The organism is Brevibacterium sp. CCUG 69071 (assembly GCF_021023135.1).
GTDB lineage: Bacteria > Actinomycetota > Actinomycetes > Actinomycetales > Brevibacteriaceae > Brevibacterium.
Map to the genome: position 1 here is coordinate 302,346 of NZ_PGFV01000004.1, position 25,699 is coordinate 328,044.

Consider the following 25,699-nt stretch of genomic DNA (forward strand, 5'->3'; position numbering starts at 1 on the left):
CAGTATCGTTATATTCATGCCTCGACAGACACGACACCGCAAGGGCCGCCGGTCCATGCTCGTTGGTGCCCTGATCGGCCTCGGGGCAGCAGTGACGGCACTCGCCGTGGCGGCGGTCATCATTGTCAACTCACCGGTCTCATTCGGATCCACGAAGATCAGGCAGATGCAGATGGCCTCGGTCAACCAGCTCAATGAACAGCAGATCGACAACGCCCGACTCATCATCGGCGTCGGGCGCGGCGGGGGGTTCGACGACGAGGCGATCAGGATTGCGCTGATGACTGCCCTGCAGGAATCGTCGCTGCGCAACCTCGACTCCGGTGACCGCGACTCGATCGGGCTGTTCCAGCAGCGCCCTTCCCAGGGCTGGGGCGAACCGCATCGACTCAACGACCCGGTCTATGCCTCCAAGTCGTTCTACGGCATCAACCCGGATATCGAGAATCCCGGCCTTGAGCAGATCGACGGGTGGCACAGGATGAGCCCCACCGAGGCGGCCCAGGCCGTGCAGCGCTCGGCCCTGCCCGACGCCTACGCACAGTGGGAGACCCTGGCCGATGACCTCATCGGGTCACAGAACGACGTCGAAGCGCTGAGCTGAGTGGTGACGACGAACCGACCGATCCTGCCCGCAAAGGTATGCGTCCCGCCCGCAAAAGCATACGCGGCGACAGCGCTGGCGGTCGGCATCGGCCTGTCCATCAGCGGGTGCACTCTGCTTCCGGACAAGGCCGGGCACGCCGACGGCCCCTATCCGCAGACCATCGACTCGCCCTTCGGCGCCACGACGATCGAGGACCAGCCGAAGACGGTCGCCGTGACCAGTTCGACCGACCTCGACATCGCCCTGGCACTCGGCGCCGACCCGGTGATCGCACCCGCAGACACCGCCACGGCCGCCGACGACTCCGAGACGGGCACAGACTCCGACTCACAGCTGAGCCCCTGGGCGAGTCAGAAGATCGAGGACGAGAGTCTCGATTCCCCGCAGACCTATGACGGCGCGAAAGGCCCCGACCTTGAGGCCATCAAGTCTGCGAACCCGGACATCATCCTCGCCACCGGCCTCAGCGACGCAGAGAAGCACTTCGACGACCTCCCGGACATCGCCCCGGTCGTCGCCTCCGACGAGACCGACTCATGGACGGATCGCACGGCGGCCGTGGCCACCGCCCTCAACCGCGCGGATGAGGCCAAGAGCGCGGTCAGCAAGGTCACCGACCGGGCCGAGGACGTCGCCTCTCATCACCTCGAATTCGAGGACACCACCTATGCTCTGGCCGATGTCCGCAAGGACTCCATCGACTATCTCTCCTTCGAGGGCAGCGACACCAGCTTCTTCGACAACCTCGGACTGTTCCCCGACTCGGCCGCACAGGAGTACTCGGCGAAGAAGCATTCGGTGACCAAGGACGAGGTCGACGATCTCGACGCCGACATCCTGCTCATCCACTTCCCCGACAGCGGGCAGGGACTGCTCGACGAGTCCGAGCTCGCCGACCCCTTCTACCGCGAGGTTCCGGTCATCCGCGGTAAGCACTACAGCGTCCTCGACGACGATGCTTACACCGCGCTGACGAACCTGTCACCGCTGAGCTGCGACTGGCTGCTCGAGAACATCCCCGACGAATTGGGCAAGGCCGAACAGGGCACACCCTGACGAGTTCCCGCCCGGGTTCCAAGCAGCCGAGAGCCCGAGCATACGCTCACCTCAGTTGCTTCGCCGACACCGTTCTCCGGTAATCTCTGTTCATGGCCTCCACTGAAGATCCCGCTCCGGTCACCGCCGCAGTCGAACAGCTCCTGCGCAACCCCGAGGACAATCTTGAGGCCATCACCGAGACCGCCGACCTGTTCAAGGCACTCGCCACACCGTCGCGGCTGAAGATGCTGCTCGTCCTCGCCCACGGGGAAGCCACCGTCACACACATCGTCGAATCCACGGAGCTGTCCCAGCCCCTGGTGTCCCAGCACCTGAAGTTCCTCCGCGGCCTCCACCTCGTCGGGGTCAATCGAGTCGGGCGTGAGGCCTATTATTCGCTCAAGGATGATCACGTCGCCCACATTATCCTCGACGCCCTCGCTCACACCGTCGAAGGCCACGAGCACTGATCCTCACCGGCGCTTCCGCAGCGCCTCCGGCCCACCACCGACGACCCACACGATAGCGGCGACGAGCACCGCCCCGATCCACTGCGCCGGCTGCAGCCTCTCTCCGGCGATGAACGACCCCAGTACCACCGCTGACAAGGGCTGGAGCAGCATGAGCGCGGCGGTCCTCGGCACCGGCACCAAGGGACTCGACACGCTCAGCAGCACCCACGACAGGGCCTGACCGCAGACCGCGAGCGCGAGCATCCACGCCCAGCCGTCCCAGCCGAGGTCGAAGTCGAGACCGCCCAGTCCGATGCCCGCAATCGCCGTCATCACCGCGGCGGCGATCGTGCCGACCTCGACCGGGGCGATCACGAAGCGCGGTGCCAGGCGGCGGCACTGGTGTATGCCGAAGATGTAGACGCCGTAGAGGATCCCGGACAAGATCCCGAAGATCGCGCCCCTAGTCGGATTCGCAGCCGCGGCATCCGCGCCGAAGACTCCCCCGGTCAGCAGCATGCCGACGATCATGATCGGGATGCAGCCGATGAACAGCCAGCCGGGTCGCGAACCCCCGAAGACCCAGACCAGCGTGGGGAAGACGATGACCTGGACACTGATGAGCACGGTTGAGACACCGAGACCGGCATCGAGGACGCTCTGTGCCCACAGCACGTAGTCGAGCCCGAGCGCGGCACCCGAGACGGCGGCGAGGAGCACCGCCTTCGCAGGGAGTCGGCCGAACCTCCGCAGCTCCCGGTAGGCCAACGGCGCGAGAACGAGGACCGCGATCCAGCAGCGCAGGAACGCTGCGGTCGGGGCGGTCGCCTCGGCGAGGATGACGAACAGGCCGGCCGATCCTAGGAGCACGGCCGCGACGATAACGCCGAGCGTCGGCAGGGCCCCGCCGTTTCCCGTCTCCTCCGCGGTTGGAGGTCGGTTGTCCGGCGGGACTCCCGGTGGGACTTCCGCCGGACCTGCTCCGCCCGGATCGCTCATGCCATGAAATCGAGGATGCGGTCGAGCGCCTCGGCGGTCCGGTCCGCACCGACGGCCAGAGACAGTCGCACCGACCGCGACCCGTTGACCGAATCGAAGTCATCGCCCGGAGCCAAAGCGACCCCGGTTGCGTCGAGCAGCGCCTGACACCACTGCGCCGAGGTCTCGAACCCGGTTCGGCGCAGGATCTCGTCGATGCGCGCATACATGTAGAACGCCCCGTCGGGCGGGGCCACGTCCGTGAAGCCCAGGTCATCGGTGGCGTCGAGGACGTGCGCGCGGGCCCGGGCGAAGGAGGCGACCGCCGCCTCGCATTCGGCGTAGGACTCCTCGGTGAATGCGGCGATGGCGGCATGCTGGGCCGGCACCGGGGCGCAGAGGGTGAAGTTGCCGGTGAGCCCGCTCGCGGCGACAGTCAGTGAGGCGGGCAGGATCGCCCACCCGAGCCGCCACCCGGTCATCGCCCAGTACTTCGAGAACGAGGAGATGACGATCGCTTCGTCGTCGTGGGCCAGCGCGGTCTCGCCGGGGGTGCCGATGTAGCTGATGCCGTGGTAGATCTCGTCGGAGATCGCCTGCACCCCGTTGGCCCGGCACCAGGCGATGAGCTCGCCGAGGTGGTCCGCTCCGATCATCGTGCCCGTCGGATTCGCCGGGGAGGCGAGCATCAGGCCCTTGAGCGGGGCTTGGGCGTGGGCTGCGGAGAGGAGGTCGACGGTGGGCTGGAAGCCGTGTTCGGCACCGCAGTCGAGTTCGACGACCTCGCAGTCGAGGGCGGCGAGGATGTTCTTGTACGCACCGTATCCGGGTCGGGCCAGGGCCACCCGGTCACCGGCGTCGAAGCAGGAGAGGAACGCGGTCTGGAAGGCTCCGGAGGATCCGGTGGTCACCGCGATGCGCTCGATCGGAATGTCGACGCCGTACCAGTCGCGGTAGTGCCCGGCGATGGCCTCCCGCAGTTCGGGGATCCCGAAGACCGCGGAGTAGCCGAGGTTCGTGCCGTCGCTGAGCACCTCGGCGGCGCGCCGGCGCACAGGGGCAGGGGCACCCTGGGTGGGTTCGCCCAGGCACATGGCGATGGTGTCGCGCCCGGCCCGCTGCATCTGCTGGACGGTGGCGACGATGTCCATCGCGGCAAAGGGGACGACGCGAGCGGCGCGAGCCGATCCGCGCAGCGCCGGGGCGGCGGTCGCGGAGGCGAGGGGATCGGCGGAGGCGGCGGTCGCCTCGGCGGGGGTGTGGGCGGTCATCGTCTCACTTCCTTTCCCTGGGGACGCGGCCCATCAGGTAGAACTCGGGATTGGGCATCATTGCGCCGATGTGGGCCATCCGGTTCGAGAGGCCGAAGAACCCGGTGATCGCGGCGATGTCCCAGGCGTCCTCGTCGTCGAAGCCGTGCTCGGCCAAGGCGGCGAAGTCGGGGTCGCCGACGGTCCAGGGTTCCTGACAGACCTTCATCGCGAAGTCGAGCATAGCTCGCTGCCTGCCGGTGATGTCGGCCTTGCGGTAGTCGACGGCGACCTGGTCGGCGATGTGGGGGTTCTTCTCGAAGATCCGCAGGACCGCGCCGTGTGCGACGACGCAGTAGAGGCAATTGTTCACCGCCGAGGTGGCCGTGACGATCATCTCCCGGTCCGCCTTGCTCAGATTCCCCGTCTCCTTCTCCATCAGCGCGTCGTAGTAGGCGAAGAAGGCGCGGAATTCGGCGGGCCGGCGGGCGAGTGAGAGGAAGACATTGGGCACGAAGCCGGACTTCTCGGACACGGCCAGAATCTGCTCGCGGATGTCGTCGTCGACTTCGTCGATGTCAGCATATGGGTATCGCATACGGCCCATGCTAGCTGTCGCGGCCCCCGTTCTGTGCCGCCGGTCACGGACGGGGCTGGACACCTCCGACATCACCGCTAGTGTGAGTGAGAGACCATCGATGACGATCACGAGGAGTGGAATCATGAGCGACGAGAACACCGGTTCGACGGGTGAGGTCCAGCTCGACAACAAAGTCTTCCGCGTCACGCGTTGGACCATCGAGCCCGGCGGTGTCATTCCGATGCATCAGCACGAGCACGAGTACGTCGTCGTGCCCATGGTCACCGACACGATGCACGTGAGGAACTCCGACGGGACGGAGATCACCGCCGAACTCGAGGCAGGGGTGACCTATACGCGTCCGGCCGGATCCGAACACGAGGTCTCGAATCCCGGCGGCAGCGCCGATGTCGTCTTCGTCGAGGTCGAACGCCTCTGAGTTCGCCCGAGGGGGTGGACCTGTCAGACGGGCACGTTCCAGGTGTGCACGGGTTCGCCGGAGGCCTGGTTCTCCAGGTAGGCGTCCATCATCGCCTTGAGCCCGTCCCGGCGTTCAGGTGAGTCCGGTCGGCTGCCGGGCGCCAGGTGATCGAGCATCCGCAGCTGCCACGTCGCACCGTTGGCCCGGCGCTCGGCCCGGCCTTCGATGATCGACATGTACTCCTCGATGACGTCCTTGTCGATGTTCAGTCGGCTCAGGCCCCGCCTCGCCTGCGGGATGAGGACGTCGGTGACGAGGTCCGCGACGCCGATGTTGCCGATCTTCGGCCAGGTCACTCGCGCGTTGATGCCGTTCTTCGCGCAGGCGAAGAAGTTCTCCTCGGCCTCCTTGAACGACATGCGAGACCAGACGGGCCGATTCTCGCCGACCAGGAATTCTGCAAGACCGTAGTAGAAGGCGGCGTCGGCGACCATGTCGACCGGGGTCGGGCCGGCAGGCAGCAGGCGGTTCTCGACCCGGATGTGCGCTCCGTTGTCTCCCGAGTTGTAGATCGGGCGGTTCCAGCGCCACACGGTGCCGTTGTGCAGGTTGAGCTCGAAGAGCTTCGGTGCGTCGGCCTCGCTGAACTCGACGAAGTCCTTGATCTCGGGCAGCAGCGGCGGGAAGTAGCGGACGTTCTCCTCGAACAGGTCGAAGACGCTGGTGATCCACCGTTCGCCGAACCACACGCGCGGGCGCACTCCCTGGTTGACCAGTTCCGGGGTGCGGGTGTCGATGGACTGGGTGAAGATCGGGATCCGCGATTCGTGCCAGAGCCGGCGGCCGACGAACAGCGGCGAGTTCGCGCTCATCGCCACCTGGGCCGAGGCGATCGCCTGGGAGGCGTTCCACGCATCAGCGAATTTGTTCGGCGCGACCTGCAGGTGCAGCTGCATCGAGGTGCACGAGGATTCGGGGGCGATGTCGGCGAATTCGGCGCGGTAGTTCTCTTCCCGGCCGAGCTCGATCTGCACGTATTCGCCCCGGGCGTCGATGACCGAGTTGCTCAGCGCCTCGTAGCGGTTCTCCTCGGTCATCCACTTCTCGTCGGTGAGGAACTGGGTGCTCAGGGTGGGCAGGGTGCCGATCGATGCGACCTTGAGTCCCTCCGCCTCGGCGGCCTTCTGGGCCTTGCCCAAGCGGTGGGAGACCCCGGTTTCGAGCGTCTTCAGCCCGCGTCCGGCGACCTGGAGGACGGGATGGTTGAGTTCGAGATTGAAGCCGCCGATCTCGGACTGGTATTCGTCGTCGAGTCGGCTGAGAACCTTCGTATTGTTCAGGCTCGGCTGATTGTCCGCATCGACGAGGTTGAGCTCGAGCTCCAGCCCGATCGTGCCTGCGGACTTGAATTCGGCATGCCGCAGGTAGGTGTCGAAGAGTTCGAGGTTCTCCGCGAGCTTCTCCCGATACAGCGTGCGTTCTTCCGGCGTGTACCGCTTAGAATTGACTGCCTCACCCATGGAACAAGCAAACCACAGACAGGCCCTTCCGCGCCCCTCGGCGTCGAGTTTTCCTTACCGGTCGCACGATCCGGACGCTACGGCCGACGCGTGACTTCCACCGTAGAATCGCAGTCATGACTTCGACCTCCAGCTCACTGCTACTGCCCGCTGACCTCCTCGCTCAGGCCGAGAAGCGTCTGCCGACGATCCTTGCCGATATCGAGCGGGTCATCACTCGCGAGACCCCGTCCTCGGACAAGGAGGCAGTCGCCGCCGGGGCCCAGGATTTCGTCGATCTGCTGCGCGAGCGCCTCGGCGCCGAGGCGGAGATCCTCACCGTCGAAGGAACCTCCCACGTGCGCCTGCGCTTCGGAGACGGCCCGGCCCGCGTCGTCCTCCTCAACCACCAGGACACCGTGTGGCCCCACGGCACACTCGAGCGTCTTCCCTTCTCCATCACCGACGGGATCCTCCGCGGTCCCGGCAGCTTCGACATGCTCACCGGGGCGATCATGAGCGTGCACGCGACCGCGATCCTGCGCGAGAGCCTCGGCGAGGATGCCCTGAACGGCCTGTCGATCCTGGTCACCGGCGATGAGGAGATCGCCTCACTGACCTCCTCCGATCTCATCCGCGCCGAGGCGGCCGAGGCGAAGGCCGTGTATGTGATGGAGGCGAGCGCGGGCGGTGCGCTCAAGCTCGAGCGCAAGGGCACTAGCAACTACGTCCTCGTCTTCCGGGGCAAGGCATCGCATGCCGGACTCGAACCAGAGAAGGGGATCAACGCCGGCATGGCCTTGGCGCTGACCCTGCCACTGGTGGCCGACCTCGCCGATTCTGATGCCGGGACCTCCGTGGTGCCGACCGTGATCAGCGCGGGGACCACCTCGAACACCGTGCCGGCCGAGGCGCGCGTCGACGTCGATGTCCGGGCCCGCACCGCAGCCGAGCTCGAACGCGTCGATGCGCAGATCCGCGAGCTGGCGCAGAATCCGCAGCTCGAGGGGTCGACGACCGAGGTGCTCGGCGACATCAACCGGCCGCCGTTCGAGAAGGAGCAGTCCGCGGCCCTGTTCGAACGAGCCACCGCACTGTCGGCGCAGCTCGGCCTGCCAGCACCGGAGGGCGTCTCCGTCGGCGGGGCCTCGGACGGGAACTTCACCGCCGGCGACGGCATCCCCACCCTCGATGGCCTCGGCGCCGTCGGCGATGGGGCGCATGCCGAGCACGAGCACGCCGTGGTCGATGAGATCGCTCCTCGCACCGCCCTGCTCGCGGCCCTCATCGCCGACCAGCTGCAGGGCTGAGCCCGCGGCGTCCCGGGGCACCCGGCAGTCAGTCGATCGGGTAGCCGGCGGCTCGCAGAACGTCGGGATTCTTCGTCGTGAACAGCCAGTCGCGGAAATGCGGGTCCGGCACGATCTCGTCGTACGCGGTCAGGCGGTCACGGCCGACAAGGTAGTAGTGGTATCCGAATTGACCCAGCACGCTCATGAGCTCATCCGGCTTCGCTCGATCGTCGAGGACTTCGCAGAGGATGTCGGGCCGGAGCGCGTCGAGGAATTCCTGTCCGTGTGAGAGGACATCGTTCTCCGCGCCTTCGACATCGATCTTCACCGTCACCTTCGGGCCGGCGTCGGAGGGTTCGACAGCGGTCGTCGGCAGTTCGAGGAGGAGTTCGTCGAGCGAGGTGAAGCGCACCTCGGCGCCGGATTCGAAGTCCATGGATGCGGAGTAGAAGGACGGCAGCGCCGATCCCCCGTCGCCGGTGGGCACCTGCATGGTCTCCCCGGGACGGCCCACCCCGGTGGGGTGGACGGTGACTCGCTCGCCGAGGTGATTGCGGGCGACGTTCTTCTCCAGACCCGCGACGACGGCGGGGATGATCTCGAAGCTGTGGGCGATCACGTTCGGGTTCGCCGCGAGGACGGCCATCGTGAAAACGCCGGTGTAGGCGCCGACGTCGAGGAACACCTCGGCGTCGCGGCTGAGATCGACCATGAGGTCGAGGGCGAAGGCGTCCTCTTCTTCGGTGCGGCGGCCCTGGCCCCAGTAGAACTCTTTGGCGATCTCGCACCGGAACGGATCGACGAGATAGAAGTCGCCGCCGCCGGAGCGACCGCGCACCTCGGTCAGCCCGATCGGGGCGGGAAGCCTGCCGACCTTGATGCCGTTGATGCGGGGAGCCACCGCACGCAGAACTGGGTGGAGGATGGGCTGTGCGAGGGCAGCCTTGACCGGGAGCTTGAGCCCGAACCAAGTCTGCTTCCGGGCCTTGAGCGAACTGAGATAGTCGTTCATGTGGCTCTCCATCTTTGCGCGAACCCTTCGCTCAACCGTATCAATGACTGAGGTGGCGCTCCACTGCTCCGCTACGCGATCCCGCCGGTGGAGATAGGCTGGGTGACAAGATCATCAGCCCAAGTTGCGAAGCAGGAGCAAGGCATATGAAGCTCACCTCGATCACCTTCCATCAGGTGTCGATCCCCCTCGTCACCCCGTTCGAGACCTCGTTCATGCGGGAGACCGAGAAGGACTGCTATCTCGTCGAGGCGAAGTTCGACACCCCGAAGGGCGAGATCACCGGGTGGGGTGAGTCGGTGGCGATGATCGCCCCGCTCTATTCCTCGGAGTACTTGGCCTCGGGCATCGATGTCACAAAGCGCTGGCTCGCCCCGATCCTCTTCGACATCGACGACCTCACGGCCGAAACCGTGTCCTGGCACCTGCGCCACGTCATCGACCATCCGATGGCGAAGTCCGCCCTGGAGATGGCCGTCATCGAGGCCCAGCTCAAGCTCCACGGTCAGTCATTCAAGGAGTACCTCGGCGGGGTCGTCGACTCGGTGCCCTCAGGCGTTTCGGTGGGCATCCAGGACTCCGTCGAGGACACCGTCCGCGTCATCGGCGACTATCTCGACGAGGGGTACGCGCGGATCAAGCTCAAGATCAAACCGGGCAAGGACATCGCGCCCGTGGCCGCCGTGCGCAAGGCCTTCGGCGATGACTTCGACTTCCAGGTCGACGCCAATGCCGCCTACACCCTCGTCGATGCCTCCCACCTGCGCCGCCTCGATGACTATGGACTGCTGCTCATCGAACAGCCCTTGGGTGAGGCCGATATCCGGCAGCACGCGGAACTCGCGAAGCTGATGGAGACTCCCATGTGCCTCGACGAGTCGATCGTCTCCGCCGAGGCGGCTGCCGACGCGATCTCGCTCGGGGCTGCCGCAGTCATCAACATCAAGCCCGGCCGCGTCGGCGGCTTCATCGAGGCGAAGAAGATCCATGACCTCGCCGCCGCCCACGGAGTCGCCGTCTGGCACGGCGGCATGGTCGAGACGGGCCTGGGCCGTGCGGCCAACGCCGCCTTGGCATCTCTGCCGGGCTTCACCCTGCCCGGTGACATCTCCGGGTCGAATCGCTTCTTCCATGAGGACATTACCGAGGAGATCGTCATGCGCGACGGCAAGGTCGACGTCCCCACCGGGGTCGGCTTCGGCGTCTCGATCGACCCGGAGAAGCTCGAACGCTTCCGCACGGAGTCGATCGAGATTCTGCCCGAAATCTGAAGCTGCGTAGGCAAGCCACGGCCGCTCGGCCTGAGCCTGCCCATCCCTCACCCGTGAGTATGGGTCTCCTGCGCGGCATCCTTCGCCCGGTCGAACTGGAAAGTCGAATGCTCGATGGCGACCTGGAAGTGCTCGGCCAGGCACTCCTGCAGTGAAGTGAGGATCCTGGGTGCATGACCGTCATAGAAGCACTCGTCGGCAAGGACGACGTGGGCGGTGAGCACGGGCAGGTTCGAGTCGATGCGGGTTACGTGCAGATCGTGAACTTCCTGCACATGCTCGACTCCTTCGATGTGTTCCTTGACTTTGTCGAGGTCGAGTTCCTTCGGTGCGACTTCAAGCAGGATCGACCCGGTCTCGCGCAGAATCGAGAACGCTCGCGGCACGATGAGCGCGGCGATGAACAGTGCGGCCACCGCGTCCGCACGGGTCCAGTCGAAGAGCCAGATGGAGACCGCTGCGACGATGACGGCCACCGAGCCGAGGGCGTCGGCGATGACCTCGAGGAAGGCTGCCTTGAGATTGAGAGAGTCGTTCTTCGATGAGCTCAGAATGATGATCGAGACGATGTTGCCCGCCAGACCGATCGCGCCGAAGATCAGCAGCTCGGGTCCGGGCACCTCGGGCGGCGCGAAGAAGCGGCGAATGCCCTCGACGAGGCTGTAGACGCCGAGCCCGAGCAGCAGAGTCGCCTGCGCTCCGGCGGCGAGCACCTCGGCGCGGCGGAACCCCCAGGTCTTCTGACCGCGAGCGGGTCTGCGCACCAGGGTCGCCGCGAACAGTGCGATCCCGATGCCGATGAGATCGACCGCGTTGTGCCCGGTGTCGATGAGCAGCGCAAGACTTCCGGTGATGATCGAGCCGATGAGCTGGAAGACGAAGATCCCCAGAACGATGGAAAACACGATCGCGAGCTGTCGCCGCGATCCCGTGCCGTGCGAATGGTCATGTGCCATGGAAACCTCCTCAGAAGCTTCACATTAACATATGTTTATGTTTTTATGAAATAGATCCGGATCACACCGGACGCTCGCGCCGACGCGCCCCAGTCCATGCTGTCGTACCTGAATACATGAGAGAGCCGAGGCGGGAGTCTCTCCGCCTCGGCTCTCATCAGGACCGGTTCAGCTCTTGTCGCCGGGCCCGCCGTCGGAGCCGCCATTGCGTCCATCGCGGCGGCGGAGTGCCTCGGAGATGTATCCCTGCACGTCGATCCCGGTCGCCTTCTTCACATCGTCGCCGATGTGCGTGAGGTCGAGCTCACCGTTCTCGTCGAGGTAGTCCTTCGGGTCGAAGTTCTTCCGGCCCCAGTTGGACGGGTCCAGTCCCTCCGCGAGGGATCCCTCGACGACTCGACCGTCACCGGAATCATCTCCCGCCGAGGCGGTGCCGCCCGAGTCTGGCTCGTTCGTCTCGGTTCCACCGGAGGTCCCGCCCGATCCCGAGCCGGGACCACCCGAACCGGGCCCGCCGGTTCCCGAACCTCCCGCAGCCCCCGCTCCGCCGGAGCCGGGGCCTGTGGCTCCGCCCTGGTTCTGCGCCTTGGTGACGAGGTCGGAGAGGTCGATGCCCGTCGTCCCGCGCACGACCTCGAGGACCTGCGCGAGGTTGTTCGACACCGAGTTCGCGAGCTTCGACTCCCCGTCTGTCGACACGATCGAGAGATCCTTGATGTTCGCATAAGGAGCGACCAGCTCCCCGGCGATATTCGGCAGCACCTCGAGGACCTTCGAGAGCACGGCAGCGTCGTTGAACTTCTTGTACGCCTCGGCCTGCGCCTGCAGGGCTTCGGCCTCGGCCTCACCGCGGGCACGGATCGCATCCGCTTGGGCCTCACCTTCGAGGCGGATCGCTTCGGCGTCCTTGGACCGACGGTGCAGTTCGGCCGCGGCCTCGGCCCGACCCTGCGCCTCGATCTCATAGGCCCGGGCGTCTGCTTCTGCCTGCTGCCGGTAGCGTTCGGCATCGGCCGGTCGGCGCACCTCGGCGTCGAGCTGTTCGGCGCGCAGCTCGGCCGCTTCCTTGGCGACGATGCGGTCCTTCTCGAGCAGCTTCTGCTTCTCGGCCGCCGCGGCCAGCGGTCCGGAGTTATCGGCCGTGGCCTGCCTCTGATCGGCCTCTTCCTTCAGAGCCGCGCGGCGCAGGGCCAGCTGCTGCTGCTGTTCGGCGATGGCCTGATCGGTCAGCGCCTGCTGCTTCTGGGTCTCCTCATTCTGCTGCGCTTCCTCGACAGCCGAGGCTCGGGAGGCATTCGCCTCGGCGATGGCGGCGTTCTTGGCCACTTCGGCGGCCTGCGGACGACCCCAGTCGCGCAGGTAGCTGCCCTCGTCCTCGACGGCGGAGATCTGGAAGGTGTCGATGACCAGACCCTGGTTGTTCATCGAGTGCGCGGACTCCTCCTGCACCTGGGCGGCGAAGGAGGCTCGGTCCTGGATGATCTGCTCGACGGTGAGCGTGCCGACGACGGCGCGCAGAGTACCGGAGAGGATCTCCTTCGAGTAGTGGTCGATCTGGTCCTGCTGGTCGAGGAAACGCTGCGCGGCCTTGCGGACATCGTCCTCTGTGCCGCCGACCTTGACCTGCGCGACGCCGCGCAGACGCAGAGCGATGCCGTTCTTCGAGATGCCGTCGATCTCGACGGAGATCTGCCGCGAGGACAAGGAGAGGATGAACGCCTTCTGGACGATCGGATAGACCACCGAACGTCCGCCGATGACGATCCGCCCCGAGCCTGAGGCTCCGCTGGCATTGCGCCCGGTGATGATGAGCGCTTCCGAGGGGGAGGCGATCTTGTAGGACCGCAGCACGACGACGAGCGCGATCAGAATGACAATGACGATGACGCCGATGAGTCCGGCGCCGAAGAGCAGGTCCATGAGTGGGCCTTCCATCGCTTGAGGATGAGCATGTGCGACCGATGGCTGCCCAACGGCCCTGTCCGTTCATCCTATGCGAGGTCAGGAACCTTGCCCAGGGAGGTTTCCCGCCGAGGCAGCCGGTCAGCCGGCGCCCGCGGAACCTGGCGATGACACCCCGGCAGAACCTCGCCGAGGCGGTCCCCGCCGGGTCATCGGCAAATCAGGATCCGGGTGGGCCCACGGTGAGGAGGATGACGAAGACGATGACGACGATGATCAGGCCGATGCCGAGCGCGAGCCACGGCGAGCGCAGCGCCCAGGCGACGAGCTTCTCGAGCGGTCCGCGCGGATCGCGTCCAGCGGTGCCGAGGCCCCAATCTCCGTCGAGTGCGCCGGCCCGGGCGGAGACGATCTCGAAGGGCACGGTGGCGAACGGAATGATCGCGGCGACGAGGCCCATGAGCACCCGCTTCCATCCCCACTTCTGGGAGATGCCGACGAGGAACACGGCGAGGACGAAGCAGAGGAAGACGAATCCGTGGACGCTACCGCCGATCCGCACCCCCACTTCGGTGGTCTTGGTCACGTATTTGAGGAACATGCCGATGAGCAGCATCGCCCAGGTGATGGCCTCGGCCACGGCGAAGAAGTTGAAGAATCTCTTGGGAGTCACAGGAGACCATTCTGCCCGGTCGAGGTGAGTGGCCGCTGAACGCTTCCACCGACTGAGCGAGCCAGTCTCACCCCCGGCCGCAGACATGGGCACACGGGCCGGTGAACTTATACAGTCACCGGCCCGCGTGGCTCGAGGGTATCGGCTCAGCCATCACGGCTGCGCCGGGGCGTCGGCTCGACCTGTGCGGCCGAGCCGACCGAGTTCAGCCTCTGCGGCGGCGTGCACCCATGGTCATCGCGACACCGAGGGCGATGAGCGCTCCGGCCGAGATCACCAGCGGCAGTGCCTCGCTGCCGGTGCGGGGGAGGTCTCCGCCTCCACCACCTCCGCCACCGCCGGTACCGGGTCCGTCACCTGCGGCGACGACCTCGAAGGAACCGCCCAGCGGATCTCCGCCTTCACAGTCGACGCTGACTTCATAGGCACCGATGTAGGTCTCCGCCTTGGACTCGTCGAGTCCGCGGACTCCGAACTTCGCGACCATGTCCTCGCCGACCTCGGCGGTCTGCTCGAAGGTCTCGATATTGCCGTTCTGCGGCTCGACCGTCATCGTCGCGGTGGTGTCGGCGGTGCAGCCGCTGGCAGCGACCTGGACTCCCCGCTCGCCGACGAACTCATCGGCCTCGATGGTCTTCGGATCGATGCTCAGCGCACGCTCGTCAGGGGACTCGGTGGGAGTCTCCGTCGGAGGGTCCGTGGGATCGGTCGGCGGATCGGTCGGATCCGTCGGCGGGTCGGTCGGAGCATCGGTGAGCTCGTAGGCGAGCACATGCACCGCATAGGCGATGGCCGGAGCGAATATGTCCACGGACTCCTTGCTCACATTCTCGATCGTGTCAGTCGCCTGATGGTAGTTCGTGTCGTGCTTCTCACCGACGGTGCCGCCGAACATCTCGGCCTCCTCGGCCGTCTTCGTGCCGTCGGCACCGGAGAACAGACCGCTGGCCGGAACGCCGTTGTCGATGAACGCCTGATAGTCCGAGCGTCCGGAGAAGTCCGTGCCGACGTTCGGCTGATCGACGTCCGCGAAGTAGTCGGTGAAGACCTCTTCGAGCTCGGCGGAGCCCTCGGGCACATTGACGCCATCGGGAATCGGCACATCCGAGCCGTCGGAGTCCAGCGTGCCGACGATGTAGTTGTCCGAGCCGATCATGTCGAAGTTCATGTACGCCTTGACCTTCGAGAGCTCAGCATCACTCAGGCTCTCGACATAGCGCGTCGAGCCGACGAGCCCGACCTCCTCGGCGCCCCACCAGCCGAAGCGGATCGCATTGTCGACCTCGGTCGACTGCTCAGCCAATGCCTCGGCGCTGGCCAGCAATGCGGCACTGCCGGAGCCGTTGTCGTTGACACCCGGTCCTTCGCGCACACCATCGAGGTGGGCACCGAACATCTGCACGTTGTCGTGGTCGCCGGCCTTGGTTTCGGCGATGACGTTCCAGGTCGTCGAGGTGGTGAACTCCGTCTCGAGCGTGAAGTCGGCCAGCAGCGGCGTCTCCTCATCGGCGCCCTGCACCGCGGTGAGCAGGTCGTTGCCAATGGTGTAGCTGACGCCGACCGTGGGTGCGCCGTTCTCGATCCGCTCGCCGAGGGTGGCGTTGAGTTCCTCATCGGGAGCGGAGGTGTCGTTGTTGTAGAGGATGACCGCCGCGGCGCCGGCGTCGGTGGCCGCCTGGGTCTTCTCACCGAAGGAGCAGACTCCGCGGGCGACGAGGACGAGTGCGCCCTCGGCGGACTCGTCGTAGTCGGAGGCCCCGCAGCCGAGCTGTCCGCCGTCGAGGTCGCTGTAGTCCTCATCGACCGGCAACACCACCGGCAGGTCTGTCAGGGGGTCGCTCGTGCCCTCGGTATAGCTGGCCGGAGTGACCTCGATGGCCTCCCCGTCGACCGTGACCTCGACGGTGTCGAAGGTCTGATCATCGACCTCGAAGGCCTGCCGTTCGACGTCGAAGGCTCCGGTCGCCTCGAGGGTGTCCTCGACGTATTCCACGGCCTCTTCGTAGCCGGGGGTGCCCAAGGCACGGAACCCTTCCTCGGAGTGCGAGGTGGAGATGTCGGAGATCTTCTGCAGGTGGTCCATCACGGCGTCGCCGGTGACGCCCATATCGGTGTGCTCGCTCGGGCCTGCGGTGCCCGTCGCCATCGCCGGGCTCACCCCGCCCATCACCAATCCGGCCGCGGCGGTGACCGCCAGCCAACTCTTCGTGCGCAACTTCATGGAGTTCCTTTCGCTCCTTCATGTGCTCACAGAATCGGAGAGTTCGCACGACGAAATGGACCGGATCCGCAGTGCGGCGCCGGCGCATTCTCTCGTGCTGCAGGGGAAGATCGATTCTCGCGTTTCGCCATGCTGTCGTCATTGGTAACGAAACACATACTTCTATAACGAAACGGTGACACAACTCACATTGGGCTTTAATCTAGCTCAGATCCTGAGAGTTTCATGTAACGAATCGATAACAACCGCAAAAGCCTCATGTGCGCCGCCGGTCCCGCACCGCACACCGCGGCAGAGACCGCACCGACTAGACTCGACACGGTGATGACCAACGACACCACCCGCCCGAGCGAGGAGCCCCCGGCGCCGGATCGGCGGACGATACGCCGCTGGCAGCGCTATCTCGCGAACGAACGCCTCGAGGAACGGGTCTACCGCGACCTCGCCGAGCGCCGTACCGGCGAGGACCGTGACATCCTCCTCTCCCTGGCGACCGCGGAAGCACGGCATCAGCAGCATTGGACCGACCTCCTCGGCGAGCATGCGCAGAAGCGCCGCGCACCCGACCTCGTGACCTACGCTCTCGCGTTCTTCGGTCGGATCTTCGGTTCGGTCTTCATCCTCGCCCTGGCCCAGCAGTCGGAGACGAGCTCTCCCTACGAGGACGACGAGGCGGCCTCGGCGGAGATGGCCGCCGATGAGCGGATCCACGCCGAGGTGGTCCGTGCCCTGGCCGCCCGGTCCAGAGCTCGCCTGTCCGGCAACTTCCGCGCCGCCGTCTTCGGCGCCAACGACGGACTGGTCTCGAACCTCGCCCTCGTCCTCGGCGTCGGCGCCGCCGGAGTCTCGAACACCGTCATCCTGCTCACCGGCGTCTCCGGGCTGCTCGCCGGCGCCCTGTCGATGGGGGCCGGCGAGTACATCTCGGTGCGCTCCCAGCGCGAACTCCTCGATGCCTCGACTCCGGACCCGGAGTCCCGGCACGCCCTGGCCGATCTCAACATCGACGCGAACGAACTCGCCCTCGTCTACCGGGCCCGTGGAATGGACGCCGACGAGGCCGAGGTGCAGGCGCATCGGACGATCGCGGCGGCGAAGAACCGGAAGGCCCCGCAGCTGCCCAGCCTCGACGCCGGGGTCGACCGCGATGAGCTGGGCACCGGGCTCGGCGCCGCCCTGTCGAGCTTCTGCTTCTTCTCCTCCGGCGCCCTGATCCCGATCCTGCCCTATATCTTCGGGATGACGGGACTGCCTGCCGTGATCCTCGCCGCCGGCCTCGTCGGCATCGCACTCCTGTTCACCGGCGGAACGGTCGGCCTGCTTTCGGGCACCGCTCCGGGGCCGAGGGCGCTGCGCCAACTGGCAGTGGGCTTCGGCGCCGCGGCCGTCACCTACGGACTCGGACTCCTCTTTGGCATCAGCACGGCCTGAGGTTTCAGGTCGGCCCTGATTCCGCCCTGATTCCGCCCGGCCCGAGGCGAACCTGGGCGGAGTCCGGCAGGGCAGCATTCGGACGGTGCCGACCGTGATCGACCTCGGATCCTAGACTGGCGCCATGACCGATGCCCTCGTCCTCATCGACCCCACCGCCTCGACCATCGAGCCCGCCGATCTGGCCGCCGCGCAGCTGCCCGTCACGGATCTCTCCGCCCACCGCGGCGACGGCATCTTCGAGACCGTGCTGGTCACCGCCTCGGCGAGCACACGGACCGTTGTGTCACGGGAACGCCACTTCGCGCGATTCTGCGCATCCGCCTCGGCGCTGGAGCTTCCCGAACCCGACCCCGATCTGTGGGATCGTGCGGTGGAGGCCGTGATCGCCGAGGTGGTCGCCGCCGATCCGTCGATCGTCGAGTTCGGTGTCCGCTATGCCATGTCCCGCGGCGGGCAGCCCGCCCAGGGACGATCGCCAGGCGTGAACTCGGCAGGCGTGAACTCGACCGGTGGGTACTCGAACAACGGGGTTCCTCAGCCGCGCGGGTGGGCATTCTCGGTGCCCGTGGACGAGACCATCAAACGGGCACGCGCCGAGGGAGTGTCTGCGGTCAGCCTCGATCGCGGCTACGACGCCTATATCGGCAGCAAGGCTCCGTGGCTGCTGATCGGCGCGAAGACCCTGTCCTATGCCGTCAATCAGGCGGCCAACCGCTATGCGAAGCAACGCGGGGCCGAGGAGGCGCTGTTCGTCTCCCACGACGGCATCGTCCTCGAAGGGCCGACCGCGAACATCGTCATCCGCCGAGGTGACCGCCTGCTCACACCGAATCCGGAGGCCGGCCTGCTCTCGGGGACGACTCAGAGGCTGCTGTTCGATCATGCCTCGGCCCTGGGTCTGCAGGCGGAATACGCCGATCTTCGACTCGAGGACGTGAAGTCAGCGGACGGGGCATGGTTCGTCTCGTCGATGCGCACTGCCGCGGCGCTGATCGAACTCGACGGGAACCCGGTCGCCAACGACGAGGAGCTGACCGCGGCGTTCCAAAGCGTGATCAAGGCCGGGTGACCGGGCTGTCCGCGGTGGTCGTGCCCTCGTCTTTCGCCGAGGGCACGACCACCGCGAGGATCAGCCCGAGGATGCAGGCTCCGCATCCGAAGATCCACACGAACCAGAAGATGTCCGTGAGGACGGGGATGAATCCGAGGATGAAGCCGAGCGCGCCGAAGACGAAGAGACCGGTGACGACCGGGACCTTCCACTTCTTCAACATGCTGCGACTCTCTTCTCAAGGGGTGTGCTGTTGTTCAAAACTATCCGGCAGACGGCGGACGCACATCCCACGAAAGTATGAAATCCTCACACTTTCTTCAGCGCGAGCGATCGAGCATCTCCTGCGTTAGTGTGGTCTCGTACGAACCACACCCGGGCGGCACACGTCGCGCGGACGCAGTCTGAGGAAAGGACACGAGCATGGGAAAGCTCGCTTGGCAGATCATCGGCGTCGGAGCGCCAATCATTGCGGCCTTCGCGGCTCGTAAGACCCTCACCTTCGCTTGGGAGAAGTCGACCAAGCGCCCTGCCCCGTCGAACCCCGTCGATGACGATATCTCGATGTCCGAGGCACTGGCCTGGACGATCGTCTCGGGCGTCGGCGTCGCCGTCGCCCAGCTCGTCGTCCAGCGCATCGCCGCCAACACCGTGCGCAACAGCTTCGGCGACGAGGCCCTGCCGAAGAAGTTCCGCAAGCAGATCGAAGAGGGCGTCGACTGATCATTCAGTCGCAGCGGCAGTTCTTTCAGCCGTAGAGGCGGTCAAAGACGGCCGACAGATCAGCCACGTCGATCTGCCCCGGCGCGGAGGCCTCACCGAGCTGCGCGAACGTTGCGCAGCCGCCGAAGTCTCCGCCCATGATCCGACTCGTGCGTCCCAGTTCGCCCATCGCGATCCCGAGCACGGGGCACTCGAGCGCCGCATCGGCCTCGGCGGTGGCACGAAGCACGTCGGCAACCTCGGCGAGCGAGGTCGGCATCATCGCGATCTTCGCGACGTCGGCACCTGCGGCCGCCATCTCCGCGAACTTCGCCACCAGGGTCTCGACGGGATCGGTGCCGGCGAAGTTGTGGTGAGAGGCGACCACGGGCACGCCGTTCTCGTGTGCGACCACGATGATCTCTGAAGCGCCGAGGCGGTCGATCTCGACATCGACGGCGACCGCCGCGGGCAGCTTCGTCAGCAGGGTCCGCAGAACCTCGGCGTAGACGTCCTCACCGATCGGCCCGGCTCCCCCTTCGAACCCCGAGCGGAGAGTGACCAGAACCGGCAGCCCTGCCGCGGTCGCCGACGGCGCCGAGGACAGGACTGCCTCGGCGAGGTCGGCAGCGCCCGCGGCTGCAGCCTCCTCCCGACCCGATGTCTCCTCCCGATCCGCCGCTTCTTTCCGTCCCGAAGCCGCGGCGCCGATATGCGCGAGCAGCGGGTCGATCCGCCATTCGATGACCTCGGCGAACCCCGTGGCGGCGATCGCACGGCACCGCTGTTCCAGCTCGCCGAGCTCGATCGCCTGGACGGGAACGATGATGGCCGGACGGGTGCGTCCGACCTCGGTCGTCGCGGACGCCTCGGCGCGGGTTCGGTCGCCTGCGACATGATTGAGGAACGGCAATTGCTTCATGATCCTAGGGTAGGGGCCGATGACGAACACGAGCGAAGGGGAACAGCAGGTGGAATCCGGAGAATCTTCGACGATCACCGCGCGGGACGGATTTGAGCTGGCGGTACAGGTCAGCGGGCCGGCCGAGGCTCCCGCTCTGCTCCTGCTTCCCGGTCAGGCGAACTCGCACAAGTGGTGGGACGGACTGCGCGAGGACTTCGAACCGGAGTTTCGCACCGTGACCTTCGACTACCGCGGCACCGGCGGGAGTCGCGGTGAGTTGGGTGAGCTGTCGACCGCCAGCTTTGCCGCAGACGCCGCCGAGGTGCTCGACCACCTGGGCATCGCGAGCGCGGCCGTCTACGGCACCTCGATGGGCGGTCGGGTCGCACAGATGCTCGCCCTCGACTTCCCTGATCGCGTCAGCGCCCTGGTGCTCGCGTGCACGACTCCGGGCGGTCCGCATTCGGTCAAACGCCCCCGCAGGGTCGGCCAGTCCCTCGCCAGACTGCAGGGCAAGGAGCACACCCGGTTCCTCTACGGCCTCTTCTACACTCCCGACTGGTCGGTCGCACCGCGGTACAGCAAGCTCCTCGGCGATGACACCATGTCGACTCAGGAGTCGGCCGCCCATCTGCGCATCAGCGCCAACCACAACGCATGGGACCGGCTGTCGGAGATCAACGCACCGACCCTGATCATCCACGGCAATGAGGATCGGATGAATCCGGTGGAGAACGCAGCGCTCCTGCACGAACGCATCCCCGGTTCCCAGGTCCGCATCTTCCCCGGTGGGCGACACGGATTCTTCGAGGAATTCGCCGAGGAGGTCACCCCCGAGATCCTCGCGTTCCTCACTGACTCGTCCTGAGGTTCGTTACGGTCTCACCCTGACGCCCCTCGCCGCCCCGTCATGGCATTGACCGCGGCCGGGTCCTGACATTCATCTCAGCGCGCTCGACTAGCCTCCGACTGATGTGATCACATATAATTGCGCCGTCCATCACATTCACCGATGCAGCGTTGCGTCGACGAGAACCGAACGGAGAACGCGGACAGAGATTCCCGCGGGCAGTCGCGCCGATTTCACCCACGAAGGCGGAAGACAAGAGACGTTTCCGGATCATCCGAAATCACCGGGTAACAAAATGGATAAGGGAACATCTACCTGCCCCAACTACTGTTTATAACAATCAAGTAACGTACAGACTCGCATCGTCGCAGGTCAGAGGCATCGTCAAGCTCGCCACTCCGCATTATCGGCACAAGATTCCGATCGAAAACCCTGAATAAAACTACAATGGGGGATGAGATATCCGTGTGCGGTGAGGCGAGTGAACGATCGAACCATTCGGATCGACCGCCGCCGTATCGCAAAACGGGGGTGAAGCCTCTCGTTCTTGCGGAGAGTCAAGAATGCAAGGAGGAAACACGTGAGCGTTGTCAAGGCATCAAACGTTTACAAGGTCTTCGGCAAGCGCCAGAACGAGGTCGTCAAACGACTCGAGGCCGGCGAAGACCGAGACGATCTGACCAAGCTCGGCACAGCCGCGGTCATCGACGCGAGCTTCGAAGTCGAAGCCGGAGAGATCTTCGTGGTCATGGGCCTGTCCGGGTCGGGAAAGTCCACACTCATCCGCACGCTCAACGGCCTCTGGACGACGACCTCCGGGTCCGTCGAGGTGTTGGGCACCGATATCGCCAAGATCGACGCGGCCGCCCTCCGCAAGGTGCGCAGCGAACACATCTCGATGGTCTTCCAGCACTTCGCCCTCCTCCCCCACCGCACCGTCCGCGACAATGCCGCATACGCCCTGGAGATCCGCGGAACCGCGAAAGCCGAACGGGATAAGTCCGCCGATCGTTGGCTCAAGGCCGTCGGCCTGGACGGCTGGGGAGACAAGTATCCCGGACAGCTCTCCGGCGGCATGCAGCAGCGGGTGGGTCTCGCCCGCGCTCTCGCCGCAGAGACCGACATCCTCCTCATGGACGAAGCGTTCTCCGCTCTCGACCCGCTGATCCGACGCGAGATGCAGGAACAGCTCGTCGAGCTGCAGTCGGAGCTGCAGAAGACCATCATCTTCATCACCCACGATCTCAACGAGGCCATGTTCCTCGGCGACCGCATCGCAGTCATGCGCAATGGCCGCATCGTCCAGGTCGGCACCCCCGAGGAGATCCTCACCGATCCGGCCAACGACTATGTGGCGCAGTTCGTCCACGACGTCGACCGTGCCCGCGTGCTCACCGCGAGCAATGTGATGGAGAAGGCCAGGCAGGTCGTGACCACACAGAATGGTCCCCGCGTCGCCCTGCGCAGCATGCGCGAAAGCAATTCTTCAGCAGTCTACGTCACCGACCGGAACCGGAAGTTCCTCGGAGTCGTCAACGACCGCGACTGCATCGACCACCTCCGCAAGGGCGCGACCACCCTGGACGAGATCATCACAGAAGTGGGGCAGCCTGCATCACCGGAGGATCTGCTCATCGAGCTGTTCCTGCCCACCTCGGAGTCGCCTCTGCCTGTGCCCGTGACGAACGAGGAGGGCCAGCTAGTCGGAGTCGTTCCGCGCGCAACACTGCTGGCGGCCCTCGGAAACCAGAACGGGAATGAGGATCAGGACAGGGAACAGACCACCCAGGACTGGCCGGAGCCGGTCGGTTCGGGAGTCATCGATCAGGTTCTTGCCGAAACAGATGATGCCGCCGGAGTCGAAGCCGCGGGCGGAAGGGGTGAGCGCTGATGGAGAACATCAGAATTCCAGTAGGAGCATGGGTCGACATTCTCTTCGACTGGCTCAAGGACAACATCTCCTGGTTCTTCGACTTCATCACGCTGCTCTTCAACTTCCTCATCGACACCCTCACCGAGGTCCTCGTCGATCTTCACCCGCTGGTTATCATGATCATCCTGGCGCTGCTCGGCTGGGTCTTCCGCTCGTGGCAGATGGCCATCGGCACCCTGGTCACCCTGTTCTTCATCCTGACGATGGATCAATGGGTGGCCTCGATGCAGACCCTGGCACTGATCATCATCGCCGCGGTCATCGCGATCATCATCGCGATCCCCGTCGGCATCCTGGCCGCCAGGAATGACACGGCCTCGACCATCATCAAACCCATCCTCGACTTCATGCAGACGATGCCGGCGTTCGTCTACCTCATCCCTGCCGTGACCTTCTTCAGCATCGGCGTGGTGCCCGGTCTCGTCTCGACCGTCATCTTCGCCCTGCCGCCGGGAGTGCGATTCACCGAGCTCGGCATCCGCGGAGTCGACGCTGAGACGGTCGAAGCCGGACAGTCATTCGGTGCCACACCGGGCCAGATCCTGAGGGGAGTCCAGCTCCCGCTGGCCACGCCGACGATCATGGCCGGCATCAACCAGGTCATCATGCTCGCCCTGGCCATGGCTGTCATCGCCGGCATCGTCGGCGCCGACGGACTGGGCAAGAACGTCGTCGAGGCCGTCGCCACCCAGAATCTGCCGCTCGGCGTCGAAGCGGGCCTCGGCGTCGTCATCATCGCCGTCTACCTCGATCGCGTGACCGCGGCACTTGGCAACGCCAAGGAATATCCGCACTCACTGGTTGCAAAGATGCGCACTCGAAGCGCCAAGGCCAAGGCGGCTTCTGCCGCCGCGACCACGGACGCCTGAGTATCCGAAAGTCCCACAGACAGAAGATGTCGAACACAAGAGAAAAGGAACACACAATGAAGAAAAGATTCCTCACCCCGATCGTCGCTGCAGCGGCGGCTCTTGGCCTCGCGTTGACCGGTTGTTCGCAAGAAGCCTCCAGCGATGAGGGCAGCGGAGACAAGGGCGACATCACGCTCGGCTACGTCACCGGCTGGACCGATGGGCAGAGCATCTCGCTGCTGCTCGAGGATCAGCTCGGCAAGATGGGCTACAACGTCAAGACCGAGACGTTCAGCGAGGCCGCCGTACTCTATGCCGGCGTCGCGAACGGTGACGTCGACATGTACCCCTCGTCGTGGCCTGAGGTCACGCACAAGCAGTACATCGACGAGTACGGCGACGACCTCGAAGACCTCGGGGCCTATTACGACAACGCCGTGCTCACGATCGCCGTACCGAAGTACATGGACGATGTCAACTCCATCGAAGACCTCAAGGGCAAGGGCGGTGACTTCGATGGCAAGATCATCGGCATCGAGCCGGGCGCCGGTCTGACCAAGGCCACTAAGGAGATGATTCCCGAATACGGCCTCGACGGCGAGTACGAACTCGTCACTTCGTCGACCGCCGCGATGCTCACCGAGCTTGGCAACGCCACCGACGCCGAGAAGGACGTCGTCGTCACCCTGTGGCGTCCGTTCTGGGCGAACAACTCCTATCCCGTCAAGGACCTGGAGGACCCGAAGGGTGCGATGGGCGATCCCGAAAAGCTTCACTTCACGGCCACCAAAGGCTTCGGTGAAGAGTTCTCGGAGGCTGCGGACTATGTCAGCAAGATCAAACTCGATGATGCTCAGTACGGCGACCTCGAGGACCTCGTCGTCAACAAGCACAAGGACGACGGAGAAGCCGCCATCGCCGAATGGCTCAAGGCCAATCCCGATGCCTACGACGGTGAACTCGCCGATGAGGACAAGTGATTCGAACTCTCTGAGCTCGACACTCATTCTCTGACGCACCTGCAGTCCCTCCACCCCGCAACCGCGCGGGTGGAGGGACTGCTGCATTCCCCACCCGAGCTCACTCCTCGACCCGGCCGACCGGTTCCCACCACGACGGCCCGCCTCGACCATGTCTGTGCCGTGCGCTAGCTTTGGCCCATGACCACCGACGAGTCGAGAGCAACGGCGACCGTGGCCTCCCCTGTCGGTCCACTGGCGATCACGAGAGACGGGTGCTCGATCGTCCGCGTCGAATGGATCCGCGAACTCCCCGCCGAGGTGATCCCCGCGAACGAGAGCTCCACCCCCATGGCGGCCCCCGCTGCCGGCGTTCCCACCTCCGAGGCGCCGACCGAGCCCCGCGGATCTGCCTCGGACGATCCAGCGGATCCTCTGCTGTCCCGGGCGCTGAAGCAGATGCGTGCCTATTTCGACGGCAGCCTCCATGAGTTCGCTCTGCCTGTCGACTTCGGCAAGGTCTCCGAGGTGGCCCGCACCGTGCTGACGACGCTTGCAGACTCCGTCGCCCACGGAGAGACCCTCACCTACGGTCAGCTCGCCGACCGCAGCGGCACCGGCATTCCCGCCCGCGCCGTGGGCGGCATCATGGGTCTCAACCCGATCCCGATCATCGTGCCCTGCCACCGAGTGGTCGCAGGCGACGGGCTCGGCGGGTATTCGGGCGGTCGACCGGGTAACGGCCTCCCAACCAAACGCTGGCTGCTCGAATGGGAAGAAGCACTGCCCCGGCCATTGTTCTGAGCACGGTTCTGAACCCAGATCCAGGCTGCGCACCCGTCTTTGCCCAATCACTGGAACTC

At 65.5% G+C, this 25,699-nt stretch carries 25 protein-coding genes; 14 read left to right on the forward strand and 11 right to left on the reverse strand.

Annotation, left to right across the window (positions count from 1 at the left end):
• The first annotated feature begins 55 nt into the window (after positions 1-55).
• The 3 genes from CV023_RS12970 (at position 56) to CV023_RS12980 (ending at position 2,115) form a co-directional block, all read left to right on the forward strand.
• Positions 56-604, forward strand: coding sequence for a peptidoglycan-binding protein (locus CV023_RS12970; protein ID WP_413336761.1), 549 nt, complete (start codon positions 56-58; stop codon positions 602-604).
• 3 nt (positions 605-607) lie between these two features.
• Positions 608-1,663, forward strand: coding sequence for an ABC transporter substrate-binding protein (locus CV023_RS12975; RefSeq protein WP_230746229.1), 1,056 nt, complete (start codon positions 608-610; stop codon positions 1,661-1,663).
• Between the two features lie 92 nt (positions 1,664-1,755).
• Positions 1,756-2,115, forward strand: a complete 360-nt coding sequence (locus tag CV023_RS12980) for an ArsR/SmtB family transcription factor (protein ID WP_230746230.1) — start codon at positions 1,756-1,758, stop codon at positions 2,113-2,115.
• Positions 2,116-2,118: 3 nt separating this feature from the next.
• On the opposite strand, the gene CV023_RS12985 is transcribed toward CV023_RS12980, so the two are convergent.
• The 3 genes from CV023_RS12985 to CV023_RS12995 are packed head-to-tail and all read right to left on the reverse strand — an operon-like array spanning position 2,119 to position 4,923.
• A complete protein-coding gene (locus tag CV023_RS12985) occupies positions 2,119-3,096 on the reverse strand; it encodes a DMT family transporter (RefSeq protein WP_230746231.1) in 978 nt (325 codons plus the stop codon).
• The gene (locus CV023_RS12990) at positions 3,093-4,346 is read right to left on the reverse strand and encodes a pyridoxal phosphate-dependent aminotransferase (RefSeq protein WP_230746232.1); all 1,254 of its coding nucleotides are present in this window, start codon (positions 4,344-4,346) and stop codon (positions 3,093-3,095) included. Before CV023_RS12990 ends, CV023_RS12985 begins: the two co-directional genes overlap by 4 nt.
• A 4-nt stretch (positions 4,347-4,350) precedes the next feature.
• Positions 4,351-4,923: a peroxidase-related enzyme gene (locus tag CV023_RS12995; RefSeq protein ID WP_230746233.1), complete on the reverse strand. Its 573-nt coding sequence runs from the start codon at positions 4,921-4,923 to the stop codon at positions 4,351-4,353.
• 124 nt (positions 4,924-5,047) lie between these two features.
• Here CV023_RS12995 and CV023_RS13000 point away from each other — a divergent pair, with 124 nt between their 5' ends.
• On the forward strand, positions 5,048-5,344 hold the full coding sequence (locus CV023_RS13000) for a cupin (protein ID WP_230746234.1): 297 nt from the start codon (positions 5,048-5,050) through the stop codon (positions 5,342-5,344).
• A 23-nt stretch (positions 5,345-5,367) separates the two neighbouring features.
• Here the strand turns inward: CV023_RS13000 and CV023_RS13005 are convergent, their stop codons facing one another.
• Positions 5,368-6,846, reverse strand: a complete 1,479-nt coding sequence (locus CV023_RS13005) for a glutamate--cysteine ligase (protein ID WP_230746235.1) — start codon at positions 6,844-6,846, stop codon at positions 5,368-5,370.
• A gap of 116 nt (positions 6,847-6,962) precedes the next feature.
• Here CV023_RS13005 and CV023_RS13010 point away from each other — a divergent pair, with 116 nt between their 5' ends.
• Positions 6,963-8,135, forward strand: coding sequence for a M20 family metallopeptidase (locus tag CV023_RS13010; protein WP_230746236.1), 1,173 nt, complete (start codon positions 6,963-6,965; stop codon positions 8,133-8,135).
• 28 nt (positions 8,136-8,163) lie between these two features.
• On the opposite strand, the gene CV023_RS13015 is transcribed toward CV023_RS13010, so the two are convergent.
• Positions 8,164-9,129 carry an FkbM family methyltransferase gene (locus CV023_RS13015; protein WP_230746237.1) on the reverse strand — a complete coding sequence of 322 codons (966 nt, stop codon included), beginning with the start codon at positions 9,127-9,129 and terminating at the stop codon, positions 8,164-8,166.
• Between the two features lie 146 nt (positions 9,130-9,275).
• Here CV023_RS13015 and menC point away from each other — a divergent pair, with 146 nt between their 5' ends.
• On the forward strand, positions 9,276-10,400 hold the full coding sequence (gene menC / locus CV023_RS13020; protein ID WP_230746238.1) for an o-succinylbenzoate synthase: 1,125 nt from the start codon (positions 9,276-9,278) through the stop codon (positions 10,398-10,400).
• A gap of 47 nt (positions 10,401-10,447) precedes the next feature.
• On the opposite strand, the gene CV023_RS13025 is transcribed toward menC, so the two are convergent.
• From CV023_RS13025 to CV023_RS13040, 4 genes are all read right to left on the reverse strand, one after another.
• Complete coding sequence (locus CV023_RS13025) at positions 10,448-11,356, reverse strand: cation diffusion facilitator family transporter (RefSeq protein ID WP_230746239.1); 909 nt, start codon at positions 11,354-11,356, stop codon at positions 10,448-10,450.
• Between the two features lie 168 nt (positions 11,357-11,524).
• Positions 11,525-13,291 (reverse strand): flotillin family protein, encoded by a 1,767-nt coding sequence (locus tag CV023_RS13030; protein ID WP_230746240.1) that lies wholly within the window; start codon positions 13,289-13,291, stop codon positions 11,525-11,527.
• Between the two features lie 187 nt (positions 13,292-13,478).
• On the reverse strand, positions 13,479-13,931 hold the full coding sequence (locus CV023_RS13035; protein WP_230746241.1) for a DUF3817 domain-containing protein: 453 nt from the start codon (positions 13,929-13,931) through the stop codon (positions 13,479-13,481).
• Between the two features lie 205 nt (positions 13,932-14,136).
• Positions 14,137-16,152, reverse strand: coding sequence for a M28 family peptidase (locus CV023_RS13040; protein ID WP_230746242.1), 2,016 nt, complete (start codon positions 16,150-16,152; stop codon positions 14,137-14,139).
• 324 nt (positions 16,153-16,476) lie between these two features.
• Between CV023_RS13040 and CV023_RS13045 the strand changes: the two genes are divergently transcribed.
• Positions 16,477-17,583 carry a VIT1/CCC1 transporter family protein gene (locus tag CV023_RS13045; protein WP_230746243.1) on the forward strand — a complete coding sequence of 369 codons (1,107 nt, stop codon included), beginning with the start codon at positions 16,477-16,479 and terminating at the stop codon, positions 17,581-17,583.
• Positions 17,584-17,707: 124 nt separating this feature from the next.
• Positions 17,708-18,655: an aminotransferase class IV gene (locus tag CV023_RS13050; protein WP_230746244.1), complete on the forward strand. Its 948-nt coding sequence runs from the start codon at positions 17,708-17,710 to the stop codon at positions 18,653-18,655.
• Here CV023_RS13050 and CV023_RS13055 read toward each other — a convergent pair.
• Complete coding sequence (locus tag CV023_RS13055; protein WP_230746246.1) at positions 18,642-18,860, reverse strand: hypothetical protein; 219 nt, start codon at positions 18,858-18,860, stop codon at positions 18,642-18,644. The genes CV023_RS13050 and CV023_RS13055 overlap by 14 nt on opposite strands.
• Before the next feature lie 200 nt (positions 18,861-19,060).
• Between CV023_RS13055 and CV023_RS13060 the strand changes: the two genes are divergently transcribed.
• Entirely contained in the window at positions 19,061-19,360 is a 300-nt protein-coding gene (locus CV023_RS13060) for a DUF4235 domain-containing protein (RefSeq protein ID WP_230746248.1), read from the forward strand.
• Between the two features lie 25 nt (positions 19,361-19,385).
• Here CV023_RS13060 and CV023_RS13065 read toward each other — a convergent pair whose 3' ends face one another.
• Entirely contained in the window at positions 19,386-20,261 is an 876-nt protein-coding gene (locus CV023_RS13065; protein ID WP_230746250.1) for a type I 3-dehydroquinate dehydratase, read from the reverse strand.
• 19 nt (positions 20,262-20,280) lie between these two features.
• Here CV023_RS13065 and CV023_RS13070 point away from each other — a divergent pair, with 19 nt between their 5' ends.
• The 5 genes from CV023_RS13070 to CV023_RS13090 all read left to right on the forward strand — a co-directional run bounded on the left by CV023_RS13070 (position 20,281) and on the right by CV023_RS13090 (position 25,640).
• Positions 20,281-21,111 carry an alpha/beta fold hydrolase gene (locus CV023_RS13070; protein WP_230746252.1) on the forward strand — a complete coding sequence of 277 codons (831 nt, stop codon included), beginning with the start codon at positions 20,281-20,283 and terminating at the stop codon, positions 21,109-21,111.
• Positions 21,112-21,673: 562 nt separating this feature from the next.
• Positions 21,674-22,984, forward strand: coding sequence for a quaternary amine ABC transporter ATP-binding protein (locus CV023_RS13075; protein ID WP_230746255.1), 1,311 nt, complete (start codon positions 21,674-21,676; stop codon positions 22,982-22,984).
• Positions 22,984-23,895, forward strand: a complete 912-nt coding sequence (locus tag CV023_RS13080; protein WP_230746256.1) for an ABC transporter permease — start codon at positions 22,984-22,986, stop codon at positions 23,893-23,895. Before CV023_RS13075 ends, CV023_RS13080 begins: the two co-directional genes overlap by 1 nt.
• 56 nt (positions 23,896-23,951) lie before the next feature.
• Positions 23,952-24,857, forward strand: a complete 906-nt coding sequence (locus CV023_RS13085) for a glycine betaine ABC transporter substrate-binding protein (protein ID WP_230746259.1) — start codon at positions 23,952-23,954, stop codon at positions 24,855-24,857.
• Positions 24,858-25,037: 180 nt separating this feature from the next.
• Positions 25,038-25,640 (forward strand): methylated-DNA--[protein]-cysteine S-methyltransferase, encoded by a 603-nt coding sequence (locus CV023_RS13090; RefSeq protein ID WP_230746261.1) that lies wholly within the window; start codon positions 25,038-25,040, stop codon positions 25,638-25,640.
• The last annotated feature ends 59 nt before the right edge of the window (positions 25,641-25,699 follow it).

What these genes read in the sequence shown, in the direction of transcription:
- CV023_RS13010 (WP_230746236.1), top strand. Translation starts at nt 6,963, where the DNA reads ATGACTTCGACCTCCAGCTCACTGCTACTGCCCGCTGACCTCCTCGCT.
- CV023_RS13055 (WP_230746246.1), bottom strand. Translation starts at nt 18,860, where the DNA reads ATGTTGAAGAAGTGGAAGGTCCCGGTCGTCACCGGTCTCTTCGTCTTC.
- CV023_RS12985 (WP_230746231.1), bottom strand. Translation starts at nt 3,096, where the DNA reads ATGAGCGATCCGGGCGGAGCAGGTCCGGCGGAAGTCCCACCGGGAGTC.
- CV023_RS13080 (WP_230746256.1), top strand. Translation starts at nt 22,984, where the DNA reads ATGGAGAACATCAGAATTCCAGTAGGAGCATGGGTCGACATTCTCTTC.
- CV023_RS13050 (WP_230746244.1), top strand. Translation starts at nt 17,708, where the DNA reads ATGACCGATGCCCTCGTCCTCATCGACCCCACCGCCTCGACCATCGAG.
- CV023_RS13060 (WP_230746248.1), top strand. Translation starts at nt 19,061, where the DNA reads ATGGGAAAGCTCGCTTGGCAGATCATCGGCGTCGGAGCGCCAATCATT.
- CV023_RS13015 (WP_230746237.1), bottom strand. Translation starts at nt 9,129, where the DNA reads ATGAACGACTATCTCAGTTCGCTCAAGGCCCGGAAGCAGACTTGGTTC.
- CV023_RS13005 (WP_230746235.1), bottom strand. Translation starts at nt 6,846, where the DNA reads ATGGGTGAGGCAGTCAATTCTAAGCGGTACACGCCGGAAGAACGCACG.
- CV023_RS12970 (WP_413336761.1), top strand. Translation starts at nt 56, where the DNA reads ATGCTCGTTGGTGCCCTGATCGGCCTCGGGGCAGCAGTGACGGCACTC.
- menC (WP_230746238.1), top strand. Translation starts at nt 9,276, where the DNA reads ATGAAGCTCACCTCGATCACCTTCCATCAGGTGTCGATCCCCCTCGTC.
- CV023_RS12995 (WP_230746233.1), bottom strand. Translation starts at nt 4,923, where the DNA reads ATGCGATACCCATATGCTGACATCGACGAAGTCGACGACGACATCCGC.
- CV023_RS13070 (WP_230746252.1), top strand. Translation starts at nt 20,281, where the DNA reads ATGACGAACACGAGCGAAGGGGAACAGCAGGTGGAATCCGGAGAATCT.
- CV023_RS12990 (WP_230746232.1), bottom strand. Translation starts at nt 4,346, where the DNA reads ATGACCGCCCACACCCCCGCCGAGGCGACCGCCGCCTCCGCCGATCCC.
- CV023_RS13085 (WP_230746259.1), top strand. Translation starts at nt 23,952, where the DNA reads ATGAAGAAAAGATTCCTCACCCCGATCGTCGCTGCAGCGGCGGCTCTT.
- CV023_RS13090 (WP_230746261.1), top strand. Translation starts at nt 25,038, where the DNA reads ATGACCACCGACGAGTCGAGAGCAACGGCGACCGTGGCCTCCCCTGTC.
- CV023_RS13045 (WP_230746243.1), top strand. Translation starts at nt 16,477, where the DNA reads ATGACCAACGACACCACCCGCCCGAGCGAGGAGCCCCCGGCGCCGGAT.
- CV023_RS12980 (WP_230746230.1), top strand. Translation starts at nt 1,756, where the DNA reads ATGGCCTCCACTGAAGATCCCGCTCCGGTCACCGCCGCAGTCGAACAG.
- CV023_RS13025 (WP_230746239.1), bottom strand. Translation starts at nt 11,356, where the DNA reads ATGGCACATGACCATTCGCACGGCACGGGATCGCGGCGACAGCTCGCG.
- CV023_RS13000 (WP_230746234.1), top strand. Translation starts at nt 5,048, where the DNA reads ATGAGCGACGAGAACACCGGTTCGACGGGTGAGGTCCAGCTCGACAAC.
- CV023_RS13030 (WP_230746240.1), bottom strand. Translation starts at nt 13,291, where the DNA reads ATGGAAGGCCCACTCATGGACCTGCTCTTCGGCGCCGGACTCATCGGC.
- CV023_RS13040 (WP_230746242.1), bottom strand. Translation starts at nt 16,152, where the DNA reads ATGAAGTTGCGCACGAAGAGTTGGCTGGCGGTCACCGCCGCGGCCGGA.
- CV023_RS13065 (WP_230746250.1), bottom strand. Translation starts at nt 20,261, where the DNA reads ATGAAGCAATTGCCGTTCCTCAATCATGTCGCAGGCGACCGAACCCGC.